Here is a 19,024-nt window from a genome sequence, read left to right on the forward strand (position 1 = left end):
GTCACCCGCAGCCCCGGCCTATGCCGGGGCTGTTTCTTTCCGGCGCACGTTGACCGCCGCCGCCACCTCGATTTCACTCGTCTCCGGCGCGAAGCTGTCGCTGCGTGCCATCCGCCACATCCGCGCATAGAACTCGCTGTCGATCGCGCCGCTGAGCAGCTCGCCCGGCTTGAGGAAGGTGTGCAGCTGGGAAAACAGGCTGATCTCGCTGGCGCTGATACGCCGCGCCAGGTGCTTGGGCTTGAGTTCGCTGGGATGGTCCAGGCCGGCGGCGGCAAGCATCTCGGCCAAGGCATGCAAGGTATTGCGGTGGAAGCTGGCGACCCGCTCGGCCTTCTCCGGCACCACCAGCGCGCGTTGGCGCAGCGGGTCCTGGGTCGCCACCCCGGTGGGGCACTTGTTGGTGTGGCAGCTCTGCGACTGGATGCAGCCGATGGCGAACATGAAGCCCCGCGCCGAGTTCACCCAGTCCGCGCCGATGGCCAGCACGCTGGCGATGTCGAAGGCGCTGACCAGTTTGCCCGCCGCACCGATGCGGATGCGCTCGCGCAGGTTCAGCCCCACCAGGGTGTTGTGCACGAACATCAGGCCCTCGCGCAGCGGCACGCCCATGTTGTCGGAGAACTCCCGGGGCGCCGCGCCAGTGCCGCCTTCCTTGCCGTCGACGACGATGAAGTCCGGGGTGATGCCGGTGGCCAGCATGGCCTTGGCGATGCCCATGAACTCCCACGGATGGCCCAGGCAGAACTTGAAACCCACCGGCTTGCCGCCGGACAGCTCGCGCAGGCGGGCGACGAACTGCAGCAGCTCCCGCGGTGTGCTGAAGGCACTGTGGGCGGCCGGCGAGATGCAGTCCTCGCCTTCGCGCACGCCCCGGGTGGCGGCGATCTCGGCGCTGACCTTGTGCCCCGGCAAAATCCCGCCATGGCCCGGCTTGGCGCCCTGGCTGAGCTTGATCTCGATCATCTTCACTTGTGGCGCGCGGGCCTGTTCGGCGAAGCGATCGGGGTCGAAGTGGCCGTCCTCGGTACGGCAGCCAAAATAGCCGCTGCCGATTTCCCAGATCAGGTCGCCGCCGTGTTCGCGGTGGTAGGGGCTGATGCTGCCCTCGCCGGTATCATGGGCGAAGCGGCCCAGGCGCGCGCCCTTGTTCAGCGCGGCGATGGCGTTGGCGCTGAGGGCGCCGAAGCTCATGGCCGAGATATTGAAGATCGACGCCGAGTACGGCTGGCGGCACTGCGGGCCGCCGATGCGGATGCGGAACGATGCCGGGTCGGGCATCGGCACCGGCAGCATCGAATGGCTGATGAACTCGAAGCCCGGCTTGTAGGCATCGTTCAGGGTGCCGAAGGCTTTCTCGGCGCTCTCGTTCTTGGCCCGGGCGTAGACCAGCGAACGCTGGGCGCGGGAGAACGGCAGCTTGTCGTCGTCGCCCTCGATCAGGTACTGGCGGATCTCCGGGCGGATGGTTTCGATCAGGTAGCGGATGTTGCCCAGGATCGGATAGTTGCGGCGCACGGCGTGGTGGCGTTGGCGCAGGTCGTTGAGGCCGACCAGGCTGAGCAGGGCGCTGATGACGGTGAAGGGCCAGAGCCAGGTGTGCGCAGGCAGGAACGGGACGCTGGTGATCGTGAAGGCCAGGCACAGGAACAGGCAGGCATAGCGGCTGGGGAGCGAGTCTTTCATGGGTCCATCGCAGGCGGGATGACCCGGCCTAGGATAGGCAAAGGCTGCGGGGGGAAAACCTGGGGTTTCGGTAAAAGACTGTTACTCGACGCGGAATTGCCTGGAGAGCACATGGCCAGGTTTGACTGTAGCCAGGGCCCCGGTCTCCAATCAGGTGAACTGGATGAAGAAGAAGCCGGCTTCATCGCCTTGCTTGCCGCGCCGTGCCTGCCTGTCGACATACAGGTAGCCGATACCGTCCGAGAACAATCCCACGTGCTGCCGGCTGGCGGCGGCCACATCACTGTCGAGCAGTTGCATCAGGAACAGGAAGCGCTGGGGTTCGTAGATCGGGTCCTGCAGCCAGCACGGCCTGCCGACGGGCTTGCTCAGGTCGATACCGCTGTCCTCGTCCTCCAGTTCCTGTTCTTCTTCCTCATCGCTGAAGGGTTCGAACTGAATGTAGGCACGGTCCAGCAGTAAGGCCGCGGCGGGCGGGGCGATCGACTGGTCGGCCAGCTCGTGCAGGATGACCCGGGCAAAACGATTGGCGCGCTTTTCGTCGAGCTCGCTCTGCTGATTGACGGTGTAGTGGCGCTGGGTGGACCGGTTGAAGGCGCCGTCTTGCTGACGCGCGGTGATGAACACCGTGATCGCCATGCCGGGTGGAATGAAGGTGACGGGCAGGAAGCGGTCGCTCAATGTCAGCAGCGGGGTCATCGGCTCATCAGTGTCCGGGCTTCGTGGCCATAGCGAGGCATCCTTGAGACGGGCGCCGCCGCCGATCTGGCCCAGACCGTGATCCTGGCCGGAAAGCACGATTTTTTGCGAGGTCATGGTCAATAGCATCCTTTGCGTCTTACGGGTTGTTCCACTTCAGATCGGCGTCTCCAGCGCCAGGACCTTCCAGCTCGCCTTGCGTTTACGCTCGATGAGCGCGGCCAGGGCCTTGGCGGTCGGAGCACCCTTGTCGGTGAACTTCACCGGTGCCAGGGTCAGCAGGGTGACCTTCTCACTTTCGGGAATCCGCTCGCCATCACCATGCTTGTTCCAGGGCTTGTCCACCGCCAACAGCGCATCCACCGCGCAAGGCCAGTGCAGGTCGGCAAACTGTGGATCGTCACGCTGGAACAGCATGCCCTCGGCCACCGGGCCCTGCTCGAAGGTTCTGGCGGCGAGGCGTGCCAGCATTCCTACTGGAAAACACCAGGCGTCTGGCACCGGCAATCCGGCCTGGGGCAGTGCCCAGTCCCCTGGCAGGCAGAGGAGCAACTCGGTCATCGGGGCAACCTGGTACAGGCCGGTGGTGAACAGCAGCTTGTAGTCGGTCTTGCTATCGATCAGGCTGACATGCAGCGTGCTGCGAGGGTCTTCACTGGGAGGGCAGAACGCGGTGGGCAGGACCCACCCAGCGGTATTGTGCACGAAGGTGACAATGGCCTGTCCGGCGCCTTCGGCATCGGCGCCCTCGACATCGTTGATGCTGCGTGCGCCGTGTTCGAGCAGCAGATCGACCGTGCGCTGATGCCCCCATTCGCGCGCAGCGTCCAGTGCGCTGTCATTGGCGCGTCGGTGCAGGCGATTGACCTGTGCGCCTTGTGTCAGCAGCAGTGCAACGACCTCGATGTGGCCCGACTGGGCCGCTGCGTATAGCGGTGGGCAGACGCTGAGTGGCAGGCCGTCGACCCAGGCACCGGCATCGAGCAGGCAAACGCAGGTTTCAAGGTGCCCTTCGCTGGCTGCCAGTTCAAGAGCACTGGCATGACCCTCGTCTACATACGGCTGGTTCGGCGCCAGGCCCAGCTCCAGGAGCAGGCCACAGCTCGCCGCCTGTCCGGCTCGGGCGGCCATGTGCAGCAGCCCCTCCTCGTCGGCCTCGCCATAGCGGGGCAGCACCAGCAGTTCGGGGTATTTCTGTGCGAACGCACGTAGCCGCTCCAGCTTGCCTTCTTCTACATCGTCGTAGAGGCGGTCGAGCTTGGTCTCATGCTTTTCGTAGAGTTGTTGCCAACCGATCATCAAATAGCGGTTCCCCGTCCGAGGGTCTGGTTCAGTTAAGTAAGACCCTTGTCAGCCACACGGAAATATCACTTGCGCGGGAGGGGTATCAAGGCGAACTGGAATGCTTCCGGGCAGTGCTGCTCGAGCCAGTTCTTTGCCCGTTCGCTGACGAAATAGCCGCCGTGCACATCGGCCTTGAAGAAGTCGACGCGCTCATCAGCACGGACTACCTGCAGGTAATGAGAGGGATCGTTGCTCTTCACACTCTCGTCCATGCGCAAGGCGAGCTTGCCAGCGACGTAGGCGCACCAGAACGCCGGCATGCGTGCTGACAGTTGAGGGTCATGGGGGCGTGACTCGATGATCGATTCGGGCTCGCCTTCCAGCTCCAGGTAGACGCTGATGTCCTTGGCTGCGTCCCATTGCTGCCAGTCGAGTTCGACAATATGGGTCTTTTCCAGATGCTCGAAGCGGCTGATACCTTTCAGGCCAGATTTCTCCAACGCCTCCTTTGTCGGCTCGGTCAGTACCAGCAGGCCAGAGCGGATGTAGGCGGGCGGTGTGTAGGGGCCGGTACGCTCGATGCTGTCAATGTCGGTGTCTTCGTCCCAGGCGATCATGCCGTAGGCTAGCACCTCACCCCAATCGCCCCAGGGTGCTTGTGCGTTGCAGACAAAATAGATGTTCATATCAGGCTTCACGGCTCTTGCTGTTCTGGTCGCAACGTCTTTCATAGAGCCATTGCCATGAGGGGGGCGCGCAACAGTTGTATTGCCCATGCGGCGCCCAGCGAGCAGATTGGCCGCCAAGGACTTAAACCTTGAGCAGCTCGGGATAGTCACTGAACCAATAGTCCAGGGCATCCTGATTGAGACCATGCTCACCGCGCCAGAAGTCCATCGGGTAGCTCCAATCTGACGAGCGCGCGCTACGTGGCGCCAGGCCGAGGTTGGTGTAGCGGTACAGCAGGCCTGGATGCTCTGGCGTCTGCAGTATTCCGCAGTGTCCCAGCAGGTCGAGGAACCCCCGGCCCTCTTCTTCGCTCATCTTGATACCGGGTAGTTTACGCAGCAGCTTGAGCAGGTCCTTGGGTTTGGTCACGGCAGGCACGTTACGGATCAGGTCCAGGATCGACACCATCAGCTCCAGGTTGCCCGGCTGTTCTTTCGGCCCGGCGTTATGCTCCTGCAACTGGAACGCGATATTGGAGGGGCTGCCGAAAAGCGCTGCGCCGATCAGAAAACGCACCCTGTTGAGGGCAATGAAGTTGACTTCGCGCTCCTTGAAGAAACTGCAGACCTGACAGTTCAGTTGGTCCTGCGCCGTGAAGGCGTGTTGCGGCAGGTGTGTCGCGCAAGCATAGGCCGACAGGGCGGCGCGCAGGTAGGCCTGGTTGCGCTCGACACCGGTGAGAAAGTTGGCGACCACCTCTTTCTTCACCACGGTCTCTCGCGCCTTGAACAGCCAGGTAAGCACCTGGTCATGGCTCATTCTGCGGGTCTCGGTCGCCAGGCCTGTGGCTACCAGCGCCGAGCTTGGTGGCTCGCTGGGATGCTGCGCCTTGAGGATCTTGCAAAGTTGTTCAGGAGTTGCAGTCATGTTCATTTCCCGCAGGAGCTTTTGTTGGCCTTGGGGGGCAGGGCGCCACGGCTGTCGAGCACGGGCAGTTGCGTGACTTTGCTGACACCGCGTGCCTTCAGGAAGTCGTTGGCGAGCGCTATCCGCTCGAGGCCAGGGTCTTTTTTCGCCTTGGCGTCGGAGATGCCATAGATCTTGTTGCCTCGCACGTTCGGGTTCTTCCTGCCGAGCACTTCTCGCTCGCGGATCCCTGAGTCCTCGATGCCGCGTATCGTGTCGTAGTCGGTACCAATCGGTGTCACGCGGTTGATGCGGTCACCTTCCTTGAAGCGTGGGCCGTCTGCGCCCTTGGTTTCCATATGTCGGCGTACCACGCCTTCGAGCGTATCGTTGTCCGAGGCTCGCCCGTTGTAATACGGGTTGCCTTTCTCGTCTGAAAGGAAATAGCTCCAGTCCAACCCGTGCGGATCTATCCCGCCGACAGGGTTCGGCGCATAGCGGTACAGGTTGATGCCGCCTTCCAGGCCAATAGGGTCGGGCTGAGTGAAGCGGCCGCTCTGTGGGTCATAGTAGCGGAACAGGTTGTAGTGCAAGCCAGTCTCACGGTCCAGGTACTGACCTTGAAAGCGCAGGTTCTGCTGTTCGATGAAGTCCTCAGTCCTCCACTCGCGCAAGGTCATGCCCCAGGCGGAGCATTCGCCCTCCCAAGCCAGCGTGCCGTCACTGTCGGTCAGTTGCTCGGGCAGACCGTTGAGGGCGTTGTGGTAATGGAGCGTGCGTTGATGCGCACCTTGACCGTCGACACGTGCCAGGACTCTATAGCCCGGTTCATGGACATACAAAGTGAGGTGGCCGTTGCAGCGCTCTTGCAGCAATTTGAGACCGTCCCAGCCAAAGTCGGTGCTGCCCAGCAGATTGCCCTGATCGTCTTGCTCGGTCTTGCCGATGCGGCGCCCGAGAGGGTCATAGTGCAATTTGACGATGCGCTCGCGCCCGCCGCGTACAGAGCGCACCTGAACAAGGCGATGATGCTGGTCGTAGCTCATATGCTGTTCGCCATACAGCGTGCTGCGTTTTTCCGACAGGCGTCCGAAACCGTCATAGCGGTAGTGGCGATCTTCCAGTTGGAGCAACTGGTCATGGCGGGCGACTTGCCCAGCACCGGGCACACGGTTTGCCGCAGCGTCATAGAGGTATTGTTCGTTTTGGCCTGGCAACGGTCCCTGGTTGGCAAGCAGGCGATCCGTTGCGTCGTATTGCATCAGCAGCTGATGTTGATGATCGGGTTGCTGGCGCAGGTAGAGCACCAGATTGTCGCGATCATCGAAGTCGAAGCGCTGCTGCCAGGGCGCAGGCAGGTGTTCGTTGTGGTCGGCGCCCCAGCGCAGACGGGCGCTCGGCCGGCCACTGAGGTCATATTGGCTACGGGTAAGCAGCCGTCCCTGGGTTCGCGAGACCTCACGGTGCAGGCGATCGCGCTCGAAATCGCAGATCACCTGCCCGTCGATGTTGATCTGATGGAGGTGTCCCGAGCCATACACCAGGCGGTTCAGTTGGCGGCCATCGGGCAGCCGCGTCTGCAAGCGATTGTCCAGTGCGTCGTAGGTGTGCTCCAGCCTTCCGGCACTGTTGCTTTCGGCAGTGCGGCGTCCGCAGGCATCATGCTCGAACGCGACGCGTTGCACATTCCCCTGACGATCCTCGCTGATCACCTCCATCAACCGGTCCATCGGATCGAGACTGTAGGTAGTGCTGTCGTCCTCGGTAAGCAACGCAACCAGCCTGCCGGCGGCGTCACGTCGAAGGCGGTGATGGATCGGCGCCTCTCTGGCGCCCGGCGCCGGAATGAAGTCCATGGCGATGATCTGGCCGAGTCCATCGTACTGGTAGGCCTTGCGACTGCCATCCAGATTTTCATGCTCGGCTAGGCGGTTCGCCTCATCCCAGGTGAAACGATAGGACTCACCGTTGCTGTTGGTCAGTGCCACCAGTCGTGTGCAACGGTCATAGGTAAACAGCGTCGGCCGGCCGAGGTTGTCCCGCTGCTCGATGAGCTGGCCATTCAGGTCATAGCGAAAATGCTCGGCGTTGCCGAGCGGATCGATGAAGCATTCGAGCAGGCCCGAGGCGGTGTACCGGTACTGGACAATGCGCCCATCCGCCAGCTCCTGGCGTATCCGATGTCCCAAGGCATTGTGTTGGAAGTGGCTGGTCTGGCCGAGGGCGTTGGTCAGACTCTGCAAATGGCCACGCCGGTCGTAGCGCAACCGTGTGGCGTAGCCTGAGCAGTCCACCTGCTCGATCAGCAGACCTTGTTCGTTCCAGCGCTGACGTTGGCGCTTGCCCGTGGCGTCGATGGTTTCCAGCGGTAGGCCATGTTCGTCATGGCGGTAGCGCGTCACCTCGCCCAAGGGGTCGGTTTCGCGAATACAGTTGCCGTGCTGGTCGTAGCGATAGGTCCAGGTTGCCCCGGCGGCATTGGTTTCACTGCGAGGCAACGCCCAATGCTCGAGCCACTGGGTCGATTCACTGCGTCCCAACGGATCGATGGTTTCGCACAGGTTGCCGGATTCGTCGTAGCTGAAGCGCCATTCACCGCCTTCAGGATCGGTAGCGGCAAGCAGCTGACGTTCATCGTTCCAGTGGAAGCGCCAGGTTTGGCCCAGCGCGTTGCTCGACTCGATGATCTGGAACTGCGCGTTCCAGCGCCGCACACTGGTGCGTAGCAGCGGGTCGGTGATGCAGGTGATGCCAGCCTCGATATCGTATTCGAAGTGATACTCGTCGCCGGCGTTGGTCCAGTGCCGGATCACCCGCCAGTCGTCCAGTTTCTGCCACTGGTAATGGCAAAGCAGGCCATTGGCTGTTTGATGCCCGACCATGCGCCGACCTTCGTCATACATGAATCGACGCTGCAATTGCCCCAGTGCATCGTGGACCTCGGCCAGATCGCCAGCGGCGTCGTAGCGATAGCTGGCGAGCGTTTCAGTATCGTCATCGACGAACACCCGTTCGATATGGCTGACTCGACGTGGCCAAGCGCCGCTGTAGTGCAGCTTGATCCGCACGCGGTCAAAGGTGTCGCGCAGCCACATCAGGCGCCCGAGATCGTCATAGTCCAGGTGGATGCGGTTGTCGTTGCGATCTCCCAGTTTCGCCAGACGGAGGTGGTTGGCGTCCTGTGGACTGGGTTCGAACAAACGATAGAGGCCGCTGCTGATGTCTTCGATCAGCAGCTCGCCATCAAGGGCGCGTCGCACGCTGATGCCTTCGCCAGCGCTGAAGACGGCGTCGCCGAGGGCGATCATGCCCATGTCGATGACGCGAGCTTGCTCGTCTGTATACAGCAGGCGGTCGTGCTCGACCCTCACAGACACTTCATAGGGGACGCTCCAGCCGGCACCGAACAGACCCTCGCGACGTTCGTCGCGACTGTTGTAGTAGCGCTGCCAGTCCAGTGGGATCATGGCCTGGAGGGTGAAGTCGAGGTCGTGTTCGTCGCTCAGGATCTTCGCGCCAGTAGGCGCGTGTACAGGGTTTGGCGAGCCGACGATGGCCGAAGTCAGGGCGGCGGTCACTTGGCTGCTGGCAAAACTGACCACGCCTCCGACGAGCATGCACCCAAACTTGCTATAAAACTTCCCCCCCCGCCCCCGCAACATCATCAACGCCGTAATCGCCAGGCCGATCCCCGGCGTCTTGCCGCTGCGGATCTCGCGCACCACGATCGGCCCGCCGCCGATGCGCACGTTGTTCGACACCAGTCCGCCATCGACGATCACCGCCTCGCAGGTGCTGCGATCGCCGCTGCGACAGGCCGGGTGGCCGTTGATCAGCACCTTGCTCGAGCCTTCGGCCAGGTACTGCGGCGGCATCGGCGGGTGCTTGGTGCACAGCACCTTGTCGTCGGGGGCTTCCTGGGTGTTGGGCGCGGGGCTGGCGACGGTCGGCCGCCACATCTGCGAGAAGAAGCCCTTGGCCATGTCGAGGAAAGTCTCTTCCTGTTCCTCGGCCTGCGCGTCACCGCCCCCGCCACTGACCGGGGCCGAGGGGGCGGTCACCACGCCAGCCGCGCGCGCGGCGCGCATGCCGTTGGTCCTGGTGTTGGGCGAGCCACTGACGATGGTGGCCTGCACGGTCGGCGGGAACAGGGCGTTGCCGATGCCCTCGCATAATCGACTGAGCCCGGTGTCCGCGCCGGTCTTGGCCATGACCACGCCGACCACCAGGCCCACCACCGCGCCGAGCACGAAGCAGCCCAGGCCGCCAGTGACCACGGTAATGCCCAGTGCCGCGGCCACCGCGGCGGTGGCCAGGGCGCCGATGGCGACGTTGGCGGCCACTTCCAGCACGCCGCCGATGATGTCGGCCATCACCGAGGTGTGCAGCAGCGCGTCGCCCTCGCGGGCAGCCCAGAGTGCGTCGGACATCCGCTACGTCAGCCCAGGTTGTCGAAGGCGAGGGACTGCTTGAGCGCCGCCCAGTGCGTCGCCTCGGCCTCGCCCAGCGGGGTCGGCTTGACGTAGCTCAGGGCGAACATCTTGCGCGTGCCCGGCAGCACCAGCGCCAGCTGGTACTGGTAGACCTTCTCCTGGCCCTTGCTGAACTGGCTGCTCAGCTCGATCGCCTCGATCGGCTGGGCCGCGCCCACCTGGGTGGCGCGGGCCGGCTGGAACTGCAGGTCCTTGACCTGCTGCTGCAGGCGCTGCAGCTGGCCGTCGAAGTTGCTCTGCAGGGTCTCGCCCTCTTCGAGCAGGCTGCGGCTGACGATCAGCGAGGTGCCCAGCGCCTCGAAGCGCAGGATGTTGATGCTGGTGTCGCGTACCTGCGCGTCGGGCAGGGCGAAGCGGAATTCGTTGAGGCGGTAGCTCATGGTTCGGTCTCGTTACTTGCTGGCGGCGGGGAAGAGGGCCTTCACCGCGCCGTCGATGGCCGTTTTCACGCCCTGGTTGTTCGGCGCGGTCTGCGCGCCGCTGCCCACGTTCAGGTCAAGGGTGCCGCCGGTGTTGATCTCGGCGTCGGCGTTGGCGTGGAAGCTGAACTGCTCGCAGCTGATGTTGATCTGCCCGCTGGCGTTGAGCTCGATCACGCTCTTGCCGCAGACCAGGCGCAGGTTCTCGCCGACTTCGATCAGGTAGCTGGTGCTGACGCTGTCGGTCTTGCTGGCGCCGACCAGCAGCATGTCGTCGCGGCGCACGGCGCGGATGCGGTCCTGGCCGATGGTGATGGTCTCGAGCATGCCGACGGTCTGGGTGCGGTTGATGCCCACCGACAGGGTCTCGCTCTGCTCGACCACGGTGTCCATGTTGCGTTCGGCATGCATGTACAGCTGCTCGGCGCCCTTCTTGTCCTCCATGCGGATTTCATTGAAGTTGGCCGGGCTGCCGCCCTTGCTCGAACGGCTCTTCATGCCGCTCTGGGTGGCGCCGCCGGGGAGGTCGTAGGGCACCGTCTGTTCGGCGTTGTACACCCGCCCGGTGATGATCGGCCGGTCGGGGTCGCCTTCGAGGAAGCTGACGATGACTTCCTGGCCGATCCGCGGCACCTGGATCGAGCCCCAGTTCTTGCCCGCCGTGGCTTGCGATACGCGGATCCAGCACGAGCTGTTCTCGTTGGACTGGTCGTGGCGGTCCCAGTGGAAGTGCACCTTGACCCGGCCGTACTGGTCGGTCCAGATCTCCTCGCCGGATGGGCCGACCACCACGGCGGTCTGCGGCCCCTTGACGATCGGCCGTAGGGTGCTGCCCACCGGGCGGTAGCTCTGCTGCGCGTCGATGCAGCTGAGGTTGCTCTCGAACTGCGCCGCGCCGCTGCCGCCACCGCTTTCCAGGCGCTCCTGGTGTACGTAGTAGCGGGCGGCGACGATCAGGTACTCGCGGTTCTGATCCTGGCGGCTGAAGTTGCTCAGGCTGAACAGGTGACCGCTGCCCAGGCCCCGGGCATTGCCGCGCAGCTCGACCCGCTCGTGCAGGCTCTGCAGCGACTCCAGGCGGGTGCGGGCGTAGTGCTCGCCGTCCTGGGTCTGCTCGTAGGCGCCGGGGTAGTCGTACAGCGGGTAGTCGCCGGCCTGGTGCGGGCGCGGCATGGCCGAGCGAACGTCGATGCGCGCGCTGGGGCGCTGGAAGTCATAGTCGTTGAGCTCCAGGGAGCCTGGCTGGACTTCCTGGGCCAGGTGCCAGTCGTTGATATGGTCGCGCTCGCGGTGCTGGCCGTCCGGCGGGTAGTAGGGCACGGTCTCGTAGCCCGGGGCCTTCTGGTGCGCGCCGTAGGCGTCGGCCAGTACCAGCACGTGGCGTTCCTGCTCGTGGCGGAAGAAGTAGTAGATGCCTTCTTCTTCCATCAGGCGGCTGACGAAGTCGAAGCTGGTCTCGCGGTACTGCACGCAGTACTCGCGCTCGCGGTAGTTGCGGCTGAGCAGGTCCTCGAAATCCGAGAAGCCCAGGTCGCGGAACACCTGCTTGATGATCTGCGGCGCGCTCAGGTGCTGGAAGATCCGGCAGTCGCTGGTGCGCGTCAGCAGCCACAGCCACGGGCGCAGGGTGACCCGGTAGGCGGCGAACTGGCCCTGGTCCACCGACTGGCTGCAGCGGGCGACGATGCCGTGGAAATGCCGCGAGCTGCCGACGCTCTGCTGCACGCTCAGGCTCATGGGCTTGCCCAGCAGCTGGTTGAGGTCGATGGCCGGGTCGTCGCTGGTCAGCTGTAGCTCGTAGTCGAACAGGCGGCCGAGCTCCTCGCTGCCGCCCATCTCGGCAAGGATCAGCTTGTCCGGCCCCAGTGGGCTGTTGATCTGCGCCAGGCGCGTGAACTGCTTGAACAGCATGGTCGGTCCTGTCAGTCGGCGGCGCCGAAGTCATAGTGCAGGTCGTTGTCGCGGCGGCTGATGCTGACGCTGGCCAGCGGCTTGCCCTCGAGCAGGCGGGTCAGGAACTCGCGGCTCATGTCCGGCAGCAGGCCATTGGTGAGGATGGCGTCGATCATGCGGCCCCCGCTTTCGGTCTCGGTGCAGCGCGAGACGATCAGCTCGACGACGCCTTCGTCGTAGGCGAAGCCGACCTTGTGGGTGCCTTCCACGCGCTTGCGGATGCGCTCCAGCTGCAGGCGGGTGATGGCCTTGAGCATCGCGTCGCTGAGCGGGTAGTAGGGGATGGTCACCAGGCGGCCGAGCAGCGCCGGCGGGAAGATCTCCAGCAGCGGCTTGCGCAGCGAGGTGGCCACGGCCTCAGGGTCGGGCAGGGCCTGCGGGTCCTTGCAGATGTTGGCGATCAGCTCGGTGCCGGCGTTGGTGGTGAGCAGGATCAGGGTGTTGCGAAAATCGATCTGACGGCCTTCGCCGTCTTCCATCACGCCCTTGTCGAACACCTGGAAGAAGATCTCGTGCACGTCGGGGTGGGCTTTTTCCACCTCGTCCAGCAGCACCACGCTGTACGGGCGACGGCGCACCGCTTCGGTCAGCACGCCGCCCTCGCCGTAGCCGACGTAGCCGGGTGGCGCGCCCTTGAGGGTGGAGACGGTGTGGGCTTCCTGGAACTCGCTCATGTTGATGGTGATCAGGTTCTGCTCGCCGCCGTACATGGCCTCGGCCAGGGCCAGCGCGGTCTCGGTCTTGCCCACCCCGGAGGTGCCGGCGAGCATGAACACGCCGATCGGCTTGTTCGGGTTGTCGAGGCCGGCGCGGGAGGTCTGGATGCGCTTGGCGATCATCTTCAGCGCGTGGTCCTGGCCGATGATGCGCTTGGCCAGGTGGCTGTCGAGGTTGAGCACGGTCTCGATCTCGTTGCGCGCCATGCGGCCCACCGGGATGCCGGTCCAGTCGGCGACCACCGAGGCCACCGCCTGGTAGTCCACGGTCGGCAGGATCAGCGGGCTTTCGCCCTGCAGCAGGCTCAGGCGTTGCTGCAGATCGATGAGTGTTTCACGCAGCTCATGGCTGCCCTGTGCGTCCACTTCCCGGTCGACCACGCCGACCTGCTCGCGCAATTGCGCGCGGGTGGCCAGCAGTTCATCGACCAGGGCCTTCTCTTCGGCCCAACGGTTTTCCAGGTTGGCCAGGCGCTCGCGCTCCTCGGCCAGCAGGCTGTCGGCCTGGATCTGGCGCTGCCCGGTGCTGACGCCGATGGCGGCTTCGCGGGCAATGATCTGCAGTTCCACCTCCAGCGCCTCGATGCGCCGACGGCTGTCGTCCACCTCGGCCGGCACCGCGTGCAGGCTGATGGCGACGCGGGCGCAGGCGGTGTCGAGCAGGCTCACCGACTTGTCCGGCAGCTGGCGCGCCGGGATGTAGCGGTGCGACAGCTTCACGGCGGCTTCCAGCGCTTCGTCGAGGATCTGCACCTGGTGGTGCTTCTCCATGGTCGAGGCCACGCCGCGCATCATCAACAGCGCCTTGGCCTCGCTCGGCTCGTCCACCTGGACCACCTGGAAGCGGCGGGTCAGGGCCGGGTCCTTCTCGATGTGCTTCTTGTACTCGGCCCAGGTGGTCGCGGCGACGGTGCGCAGGCTGCCGCGGGCCAGGGCCGGCTTGAGCAGGTTGGCGGCGTCACCGGTGCCGGCCGCGCCGCCGGCGCCGACCAGGGTGTGGGCTTCGTCGATGAACAGGATGATCGGCTTGGGCGAGGCCTGCACGTCCTCGATCACCTGGCGCAGGCGCTGTTCGAACTCGCCCTTCATGCTGGCGCCGGCCTGCAGCAGGCCGACGTCCAGGCTGCGCAGCTCGACGTCCTTCAGTGCCGGCGGCACGTCGCCGGCGACGATGCGCAGGGCGAAGCCTTCGACCACGGCGGTCTTGCCGACGCCGGCCTCGCCGGTGAGGATCGGGTTGTTCTGGCGGCGACGCATGAGGATGTCGACCAGCTGGCGGATCTCCTCGTCACGGCCGACGATGGGGTCGAGCTTGCCGCTGCGGGCCTGCTCGGTGAGGTCGACGGTGAAGCGCTTGAGCGCCTCCTGCTTGCCCATCGCCGCCGGGGCCACGGCGCCGCTGGCCTCGCCCGGTGCGGCGGCGCTGAAGCCGTCGCTGGCGGCCAGGTTGTTTTCCGGCGAGTCGCCAACGTACTCGTCGAAGCGCTCGCTCAGGGCTTCGATCTTCAGCTTGGCGAACTCGCTGGACAGCCCCAGCAGCGCATTGCGCAGGCTCGGGGTCTTGAGGATGCCGACCAGCAGGTAGCCGGTGCGCACCTGGCTTTCGCCGAACATCAGGCTGCCGTAGACCCAGCCGCGCTCGACGGCCTCTTCTACCTGGGAGGACAGGTCGGTGATCGAGGTCGAGCCCCGTGGCAGGCGGTCCAGGGCGTCGGTCAGGTCGCGGGCCAGGCGTGCCGGCTCGACGTTGAACTGGCGGATGATGCGGTGCAGGTCGCTGTCCTGCAGCTGCAGCAACTGGTGCAGCCAGTGCGCCAGCTCGACATAGGGGTTGCCCCGCAGCTTGCAGAACACCGTGGCGGCCTCGATGGCCTTGTAGGCAACGCTGTTGAGTTTGCCGAACAGCGCGGCGCGGCTGATTTCACCCATGGTCCTGACTCCTTGTGAGGGGTGCGGCGACCGGCTGGTCGGCGTAGTACCGGGCCAGCTTCAGGTCGCGTGCATCGTGCGAAGGGCGGCCGAGCCAGGTGTCGAACCCCAGGCGCTGACCGGCATCGAGTTGCAGCGCGGGCACCTGGCCCTGCGCGAGGATGAGGTTGAGGTCCCAGTCCAGTTCCTGGCCCAGGTACTCGGCGACCCAGGCCGCCAGCTCGACGAACGCCTGTCCGCCGGGGAGCAGGGCGTGGTACTGGTCGAGGGTCAGCGGGCCCAGGCACAGGCGGAACTTGTGCTGGCGGTCCCAGACGTAGCGGCCCAGGCACAGGTCGACGCCCAGGCGGTTGGCGCGCACGCCGAGCTGGCTGCGCTCGGGCAGCTCCAGCCACTGGCCGACGTATTCCTCGAGCCGCACCGACACGCCGAAATAGCTCGACAGGATGCTGCACAGGCCGTCCGGGTAGCGGGTCTGCGCCGCCAGGTGGCCGGACCAGTGCAGCTTGGCGCTGTCGGCCAGCGGCCCCTGGCCTTGCAGTTCCGGCTGGCCGCGACCGCTGAGGGCGGCCAGGCGCGCGGCCCAGTAGTCGTCGCCGGGGCGGTCGTGGCTGACGGTCGGCCGGGCCTCGGCCCAGGCGCGGTAGAACAGGCTCAGCAGGCGGTGGTGGAAGATGTCGAGGAAGCGCTTGCTGGTCGGGTCGGCGTGGTTGCGCTGGCGCTCGCGCATGTACTCGGTCAGGTGCAGCGGCAGCGGACCGTTGGGGCCGCCGAGGCCGAAGAAGAACTGCTCCAGGCGCGCCGGCTGATCGTCGTTGGCCGTGACCGAGGCCAGCGTCGCCGGGGCGAAGCTGCAATCCAGGCGCTGGCCCAGGCGCACCGGCTCGTCGGCCAGGCGCAGCGAATGGCCGAAGCGCGGCAGCTCGGGGTTTTCCGCCTCGAGGCGGCGCAAGGCCTGGAAGAAGTCGTACTCCCAGGGCTGCGCCTGCATGGCCTGTAGCGTGTTCACAGGGTCGGCCTGCGCCCGGGCTTGGCGTTCCAGCGCATGATCTCGCCACGTTCGCTGGTGCGCAGCACGGTTTCGGTGAAGCTGTTGATCGACACGTAGCGGGTCAGGAAACGCTCGAACACCGCGCCCAGGAGGAACACGCCGGTGCCGCGGAAGGCGTTTTCGTCGAACGTCAGGGTGATCTCCAGGCCGCGGCCGAAGACGATCGGCCCGGGCATCGGCAGGCGCCGGGTGCAGGGCTTGCAGCTGACTTCGCGCAGGCCGTCGATCTGCAGTTGCAGGGCACTGTCCTGCTGGTCGCCGTACAGGCGCAGCAGTTCGCGCAGGGCGGCGGCGCCTTGGCCCTGTTCGGCCAGGGACAGGTAGTTCAGCGACAGTTGGCTGATCAGGCGCCAGGCCCGGTTGTCGTGGGCATGGCTGGCCTTCGGTCGACTGGGGCCGGCCAGGCAGCGCACGGCGGACACCGGCGCGCTGTCGGCCAGGCTGAAGTCGCTGCGCCCGTCGCCGACGTTCATGAACAGCGGCAGGTCGCGGTTGCTGCACAGCGCGCTGATGCCCAGCTGGCGCAGGTCGTGGCGGTACGGCGCCTGGTGGCCGTCGACCAGGCTGACGAAGGTCTCGCTGCCCATGTAGCTGGAGCGCGTGCCGTTGCGTCGCTGCTCGCTGGACAGCACCCGTGGCTCGCGACGGACGATGTAGTAGGCCTGGTCGCGGCCGTAGCGTGACGGGTCGCGCACGGCGTAGAACGGCAGGAACGCCTGGTCCGGCCCGGTGCCGTGGCCGCTGACCTGCTGCAATGAGTGGATCTCGAAATCGGTGGGCCGGGTGCGGTCGGCGATCACATGGTGCTCGTGGACCCGGTCGGTCAGGTGGATACGGTCGACACGGCGCGGGAACAGGTTGATCGCCGGGGTGCAGAACGGCACGAACTGCGCGCTGCCCACGCTGCTCTCCAGCGTGGGGTCGAAGCGCTCGAACAGGACCAGCAGCTCCAGCTCCTGGCCGTTGCAACGTTTGACCGCGCGCTCCAGCCCGGCGAAATCGACGAACAGGAAACGCTGCGGCAGGGCGAAGTATTCCTGCAACAGGCGATAGCCCTGGAACGCCTGGGGCACCACCGGCAACGCCGCTTCGCGATCGTCGAAGCCGCACGGCAGCAAGGCCTGCTCGACCGGGATGCGCTCGACCCAGTCGGCCCCCGGCTGGCGCACGAACACCGCGCAGGCGCTGCCCAGCAGTTGCTCGTAAAGGCGGAAGGGTGTTTCGTCGGCGCCATTGAGGTACAGCGGCAGGTGCGTCAGCGGCAGGCTGCTGAAGGGGATTTCCGCGCCGCTGCGCAAGCTCAGGCGCAGGCCGGCGCGGGCCTTCGGTTCGCTGGCGGCCAGGCGCCCGAGCACGGCGCCGGGGTTGCCGAAGTATTCGGCGCGGGCCACCTGCAGCGGCCACAGGGTGACGTCCTGGGTGCTGCGGAATTCGCATGGCGTCTGCGAGTTGCGGCCAAGGTTGGCGCGCAGCACGCTGTCGCGGGGCAGCTGGAAGCCGGCGGCCAGCGAGCCCTCGTCGGGGTCGGTCTGCAGTTGCACCACGGTCATCGACGGGGTCGGCGCCAGGTAGTGCGGGTAGGCGATTTCCAGCAGGTTGTGGGTGAAGGTCGGGTACTCGGCGTCGAGTTTCAGCTGCACCCGCGCGGTGAGGTAGGCGAAGCCTTCCAGCAGGCGCTCGACATAGGGGTCGGCGCATTCGATCCCGGACAGCGTCAGGCGCCCGGCGATCTTCGGGTATTCCTTGGCGAACTCGGCGGCACCCTCGCGGATGTGCTGCAGCTCCTGGTTGTACAGTTCGAGCAGGCGCGGGTTCATGCGCGTCTCCGGCGGTCGGCGGGGGCCACGCGCACGTGTCCGGACTCCAGGTCCACGTCGGTCTGCAGCAGCAGCGGCAGGGCCGCCGGCTGGGCCCACAGGTCGCCTTCGATCTCGAAGCTCAGGGCGTTGGCGTTCATCTCGCCGGGCGCGGCCTGGGCGCGCACCTTCAGGGTATGGGCGAGGATACGCGGCTCGTAGGTGGCGATGGCCTGGTGGATGATGCGCTCGAGCGCGTTGAGGTCGATGTTCGACGCGCTGTTGCCGGCCAGGGCCGGCAGGCCGTAGTTGATCACCGAGGCGCCGGCCGGGGAATTCAGCGTGGCGCCGGTGTCGAGCAGCGAGGTGGTGTTGAGCAGCCAGGCCAGGTCGCGCAGCACCGAGGCCTTGAGCTGCTGCAGGCTGAGCACGCGCTTGTCGGGGGCTTCCTGCGGGTTGCCCGGGTCGTCATCGGTCAGGCGATCCAGCAGCGAGGGCTGCAGGCGGTCGCGGGTGGCGATCTCGGCTACCACTGGAACATCCCTGTGAACATTTTCTGGTCTTCGAAACCGGTGTCGCAGGACGCGCTCGGTGCCGGCGTGGAGGCTTCCAGGCCGGCCGGGGTCAGGCGCACGGCGCGCGAGGTCTTCAGGCATTCGCCCTTGAGCGTCGGGTGTGGCTGTACATGGGTCACCAGCACGATCGGCACACCGTCGAACTGCTCGACCCGGGCCTTGCCGGCGCGATCGGGGCTCAGGCCGCAGGGCCATGGCATGTCCAGCGCCAGGCGCTGTTCGCCACGGTCGAGCACGCACTGGCCGGCGTTCTCGGTCAGCTTCACGGCCTGCCCGCCCAGGTTCGCCTGGTCCAGCAGTTCGGCGTCGGCGCAGGCGCTCAGGGCCAGCAGCAGGGCGCCGGCCAAGGCCACGCGCTTCATGTCAGCTCCCAGAACCAGACCTGTTTCGACTGGTAGTTCTGATCGGAGAAGCCTTTGGTCAGGCCGCGGTTCCACAGGTCGATATGGTCGCCCGTGCGGTTTTCCTGGCTTTGCCCGGTGCGGGCGAAGCAGTCCTTGTAGAAGATGATCCCGGTCTTGGCCTTGAGCTTGTCGCGCTCCTGGGCGCTGCCGCCGATGCGCTGCGGGCGTCCCAGCTGGCGCTCCAGCCAGTTGGCCAGGGATTCGGCGCCACGGGCATGGCCATGGGCGCACTTGGGTTCGGTATAGGTCGATTTGTTGACCTTGAGGCTCATCTCGCCGTTGAGCGCGATGCTCATGCGGATGGCGCACTGGTTGTCCCACGGACCATCGCAGGGCGAGGACACTTTCGGATAGGCATTCCACAGGTTGATGAAAGAAGGCTTGGCCATGATGTTCACCGTGGGCGGGTGAGGCGTGGAGAGGGGCGCCCGCGCCGCCTGGGGC

General features: G+C 65.6%; 14 protein-coding genes. All 14 read right to left on the reverse strand.

Features of this window, described 5'->3' with window-relative positions; all coding sequences use genetic code 11:
- Positions 1-18: 18 nt before the first annotated feature.
- The 14 genes from K2O50_RS01210 to K2O50_RS01275 all read right to left on the reverse strand — a co-directional run bounded on the left by K2O50_RS01210 (position 19) and on the right by K2O50_RS01275 (position 18,969).
- Entirely contained in the window at positions 19-1,686 is a 1,668-nt protein-coding gene (locus tag K2O50_RS01210) for an FMN-binding glutamate synthase family protein (RefSeq protein ID WP_050703355.1), read from the reverse strand.
- A gap of 150 nt (positions 1,687-1,836) precedes the next feature.
- Entirely contained in the window at positions 1,837-2,502 is a 666-nt protein-coding gene (locus tag K2O50_RS01215) for a hypothetical protein (RefSeq protein WP_050703356.1), read from the reverse strand.
- Between the two features lie 39 nt (positions 2,503-2,541).
- Positions 2,542-3,684: an ankyrin repeat domain-containing protein gene (locus tag K2O50_RS01220; protein WP_050703357.1), complete on the reverse strand. Its 1,143-nt coding sequence runs from the start codon at positions 3,682-3,684 to the stop codon at positions 2,542-2,544.
- 68 nt (positions 3,685-3,752) lie between these two features.
- On the reverse strand, positions 3,753-4,475 hold the full coding sequence (locus tag K2O50_RS01225; RefSeq protein WP_177330812.1) for a hypothetical protein: 723 nt from the start codon (positions 4,473-4,475) through the stop codon (positions 3,753-3,755).
- 4 nt (positions 4,476-4,479) lie between these two features.
- Complete coding sequence (locus tag K2O50_RS01230) at positions 4,480-5,265, reverse strand: hypothetical protein (protein ID WP_156329570.1); 786 nt, start codon at positions 5,263-5,265, stop codon at positions 4,480-4,482.
- Positions 5,266-5,267: 2 nt separating this feature from the next.
- A complete protein-coding gene (locus K2O50_RS01235) occupies positions 5,268-9,674 on the reverse strand; it encodes an RHS repeat-associated core domain-containing protein (protein WP_050703359.1) in 4,407 nt (1,468 codons plus the stop codon).
- Between the two features lie 8 nt (positions 9,675-9,682).
- Positions 9,683-10,117: a DcrB-related protein gene (locus K2O50_RS01240; RefSeq protein WP_050703360.1), complete on the reverse strand. Its 435-nt coding sequence runs from the start codon at positions 10,115-10,117 to the stop codon at positions 9,683-9,685.
- Between the two features lie 12 nt (positions 10,118-10,129).
- Positions 10,130-12,067: a type VI secretion system Vgr family protein gene (locus K2O50_RS01245; protein ID WP_050703361.1), complete on the reverse strand. Its 1,938-nt coding sequence runs from the start codon at positions 12,065-12,067 to the stop codon at positions 10,130-10,132.
- Between the two features lie 11 nt (positions 12,068-12,078).
- Positions 12,079-14,754 (reverse strand): type VI secretion system ATPase TssH, encoded by a 2,676-nt coding sequence (gene tssH / locus K2O50_RS01250; RefSeq protein ID WP_050703362.1) that lies wholly within the window; start codon positions 14,752-14,754, stop codon positions 12,079-12,081.
- A complete protein-coding gene (tssG, locus tag K2O50_RS01255) occupies positions 14,747-15,796 on the reverse strand; it encodes a type VI secretion system baseplate subunit TssG (protein WP_050703422.1) in 1,050 nt (349 codons plus the stop codon). The genes tssH and tssG overlap by 8 nt, the downstream gene beginning before the upstream one ends.
- Positions 15,760-17,622 carry a type VI secretion system baseplate subunit TssF gene (gene tssF / locus K2O50_RS01260; RefSeq protein WP_050703363.1) on the reverse strand — a complete coding sequence of 621 codons (1,863 nt, stop codon included), beginning with the start codon at positions 17,620-17,622 and terminating at the stop codon, positions 15,760-15,762. Before tssF ends, tssG begins: the two co-directional genes overlap by 37 nt.
- Positions 17,619-18,134: a type VI secretion system baseplate subunit TssE gene (tssE, locus tag K2O50_RS01265; RefSeq protein ID WP_038707176.1), complete on the reverse strand. Its 516-nt coding sequence runs from the start codon at positions 18,132-18,134 to the stop codon at positions 17,619-17,621. Before tssE ends, tssF begins: the two co-directional genes overlap by 4 nt.
- Entirely contained in the window at positions 18,128-18,538 is a 411-nt protein-coding gene (locus K2O50_RS01270) for a hypothetical protein (RefSeq protein ID WP_050703364.1), read from the reverse strand. Before K2O50_RS01270 ends, tssE begins: the two co-directional genes overlap by 7 nt.
- A complete protein-coding gene (locus tag K2O50_RS01275) occupies positions 18,535-18,969 on the reverse strand; it encodes a type VI secretion system amidase effector protein Tae4 (protein ID WP_028689174.1) in 435 nt (144 codons plus the stop codon). The genes K2O50_RS01270 and K2O50_RS01275 overlap by 4 nt, the downstream gene beginning before the upstream one ends.
- Positions 18,970-19,024: the final 55 nt, after the last annotated feature.

It is taken from the genome of Pseudomonas sp. 2hn, from assembly GCF_019646095.1.
Classification (GTDB): Bacteria; Pseudomonadota; Gammaproteobacteria; order Pseudomonadales; family Pseudomonadaceae; genus Aquipseudomonas; species Aquipseudomonas peradeniyensis.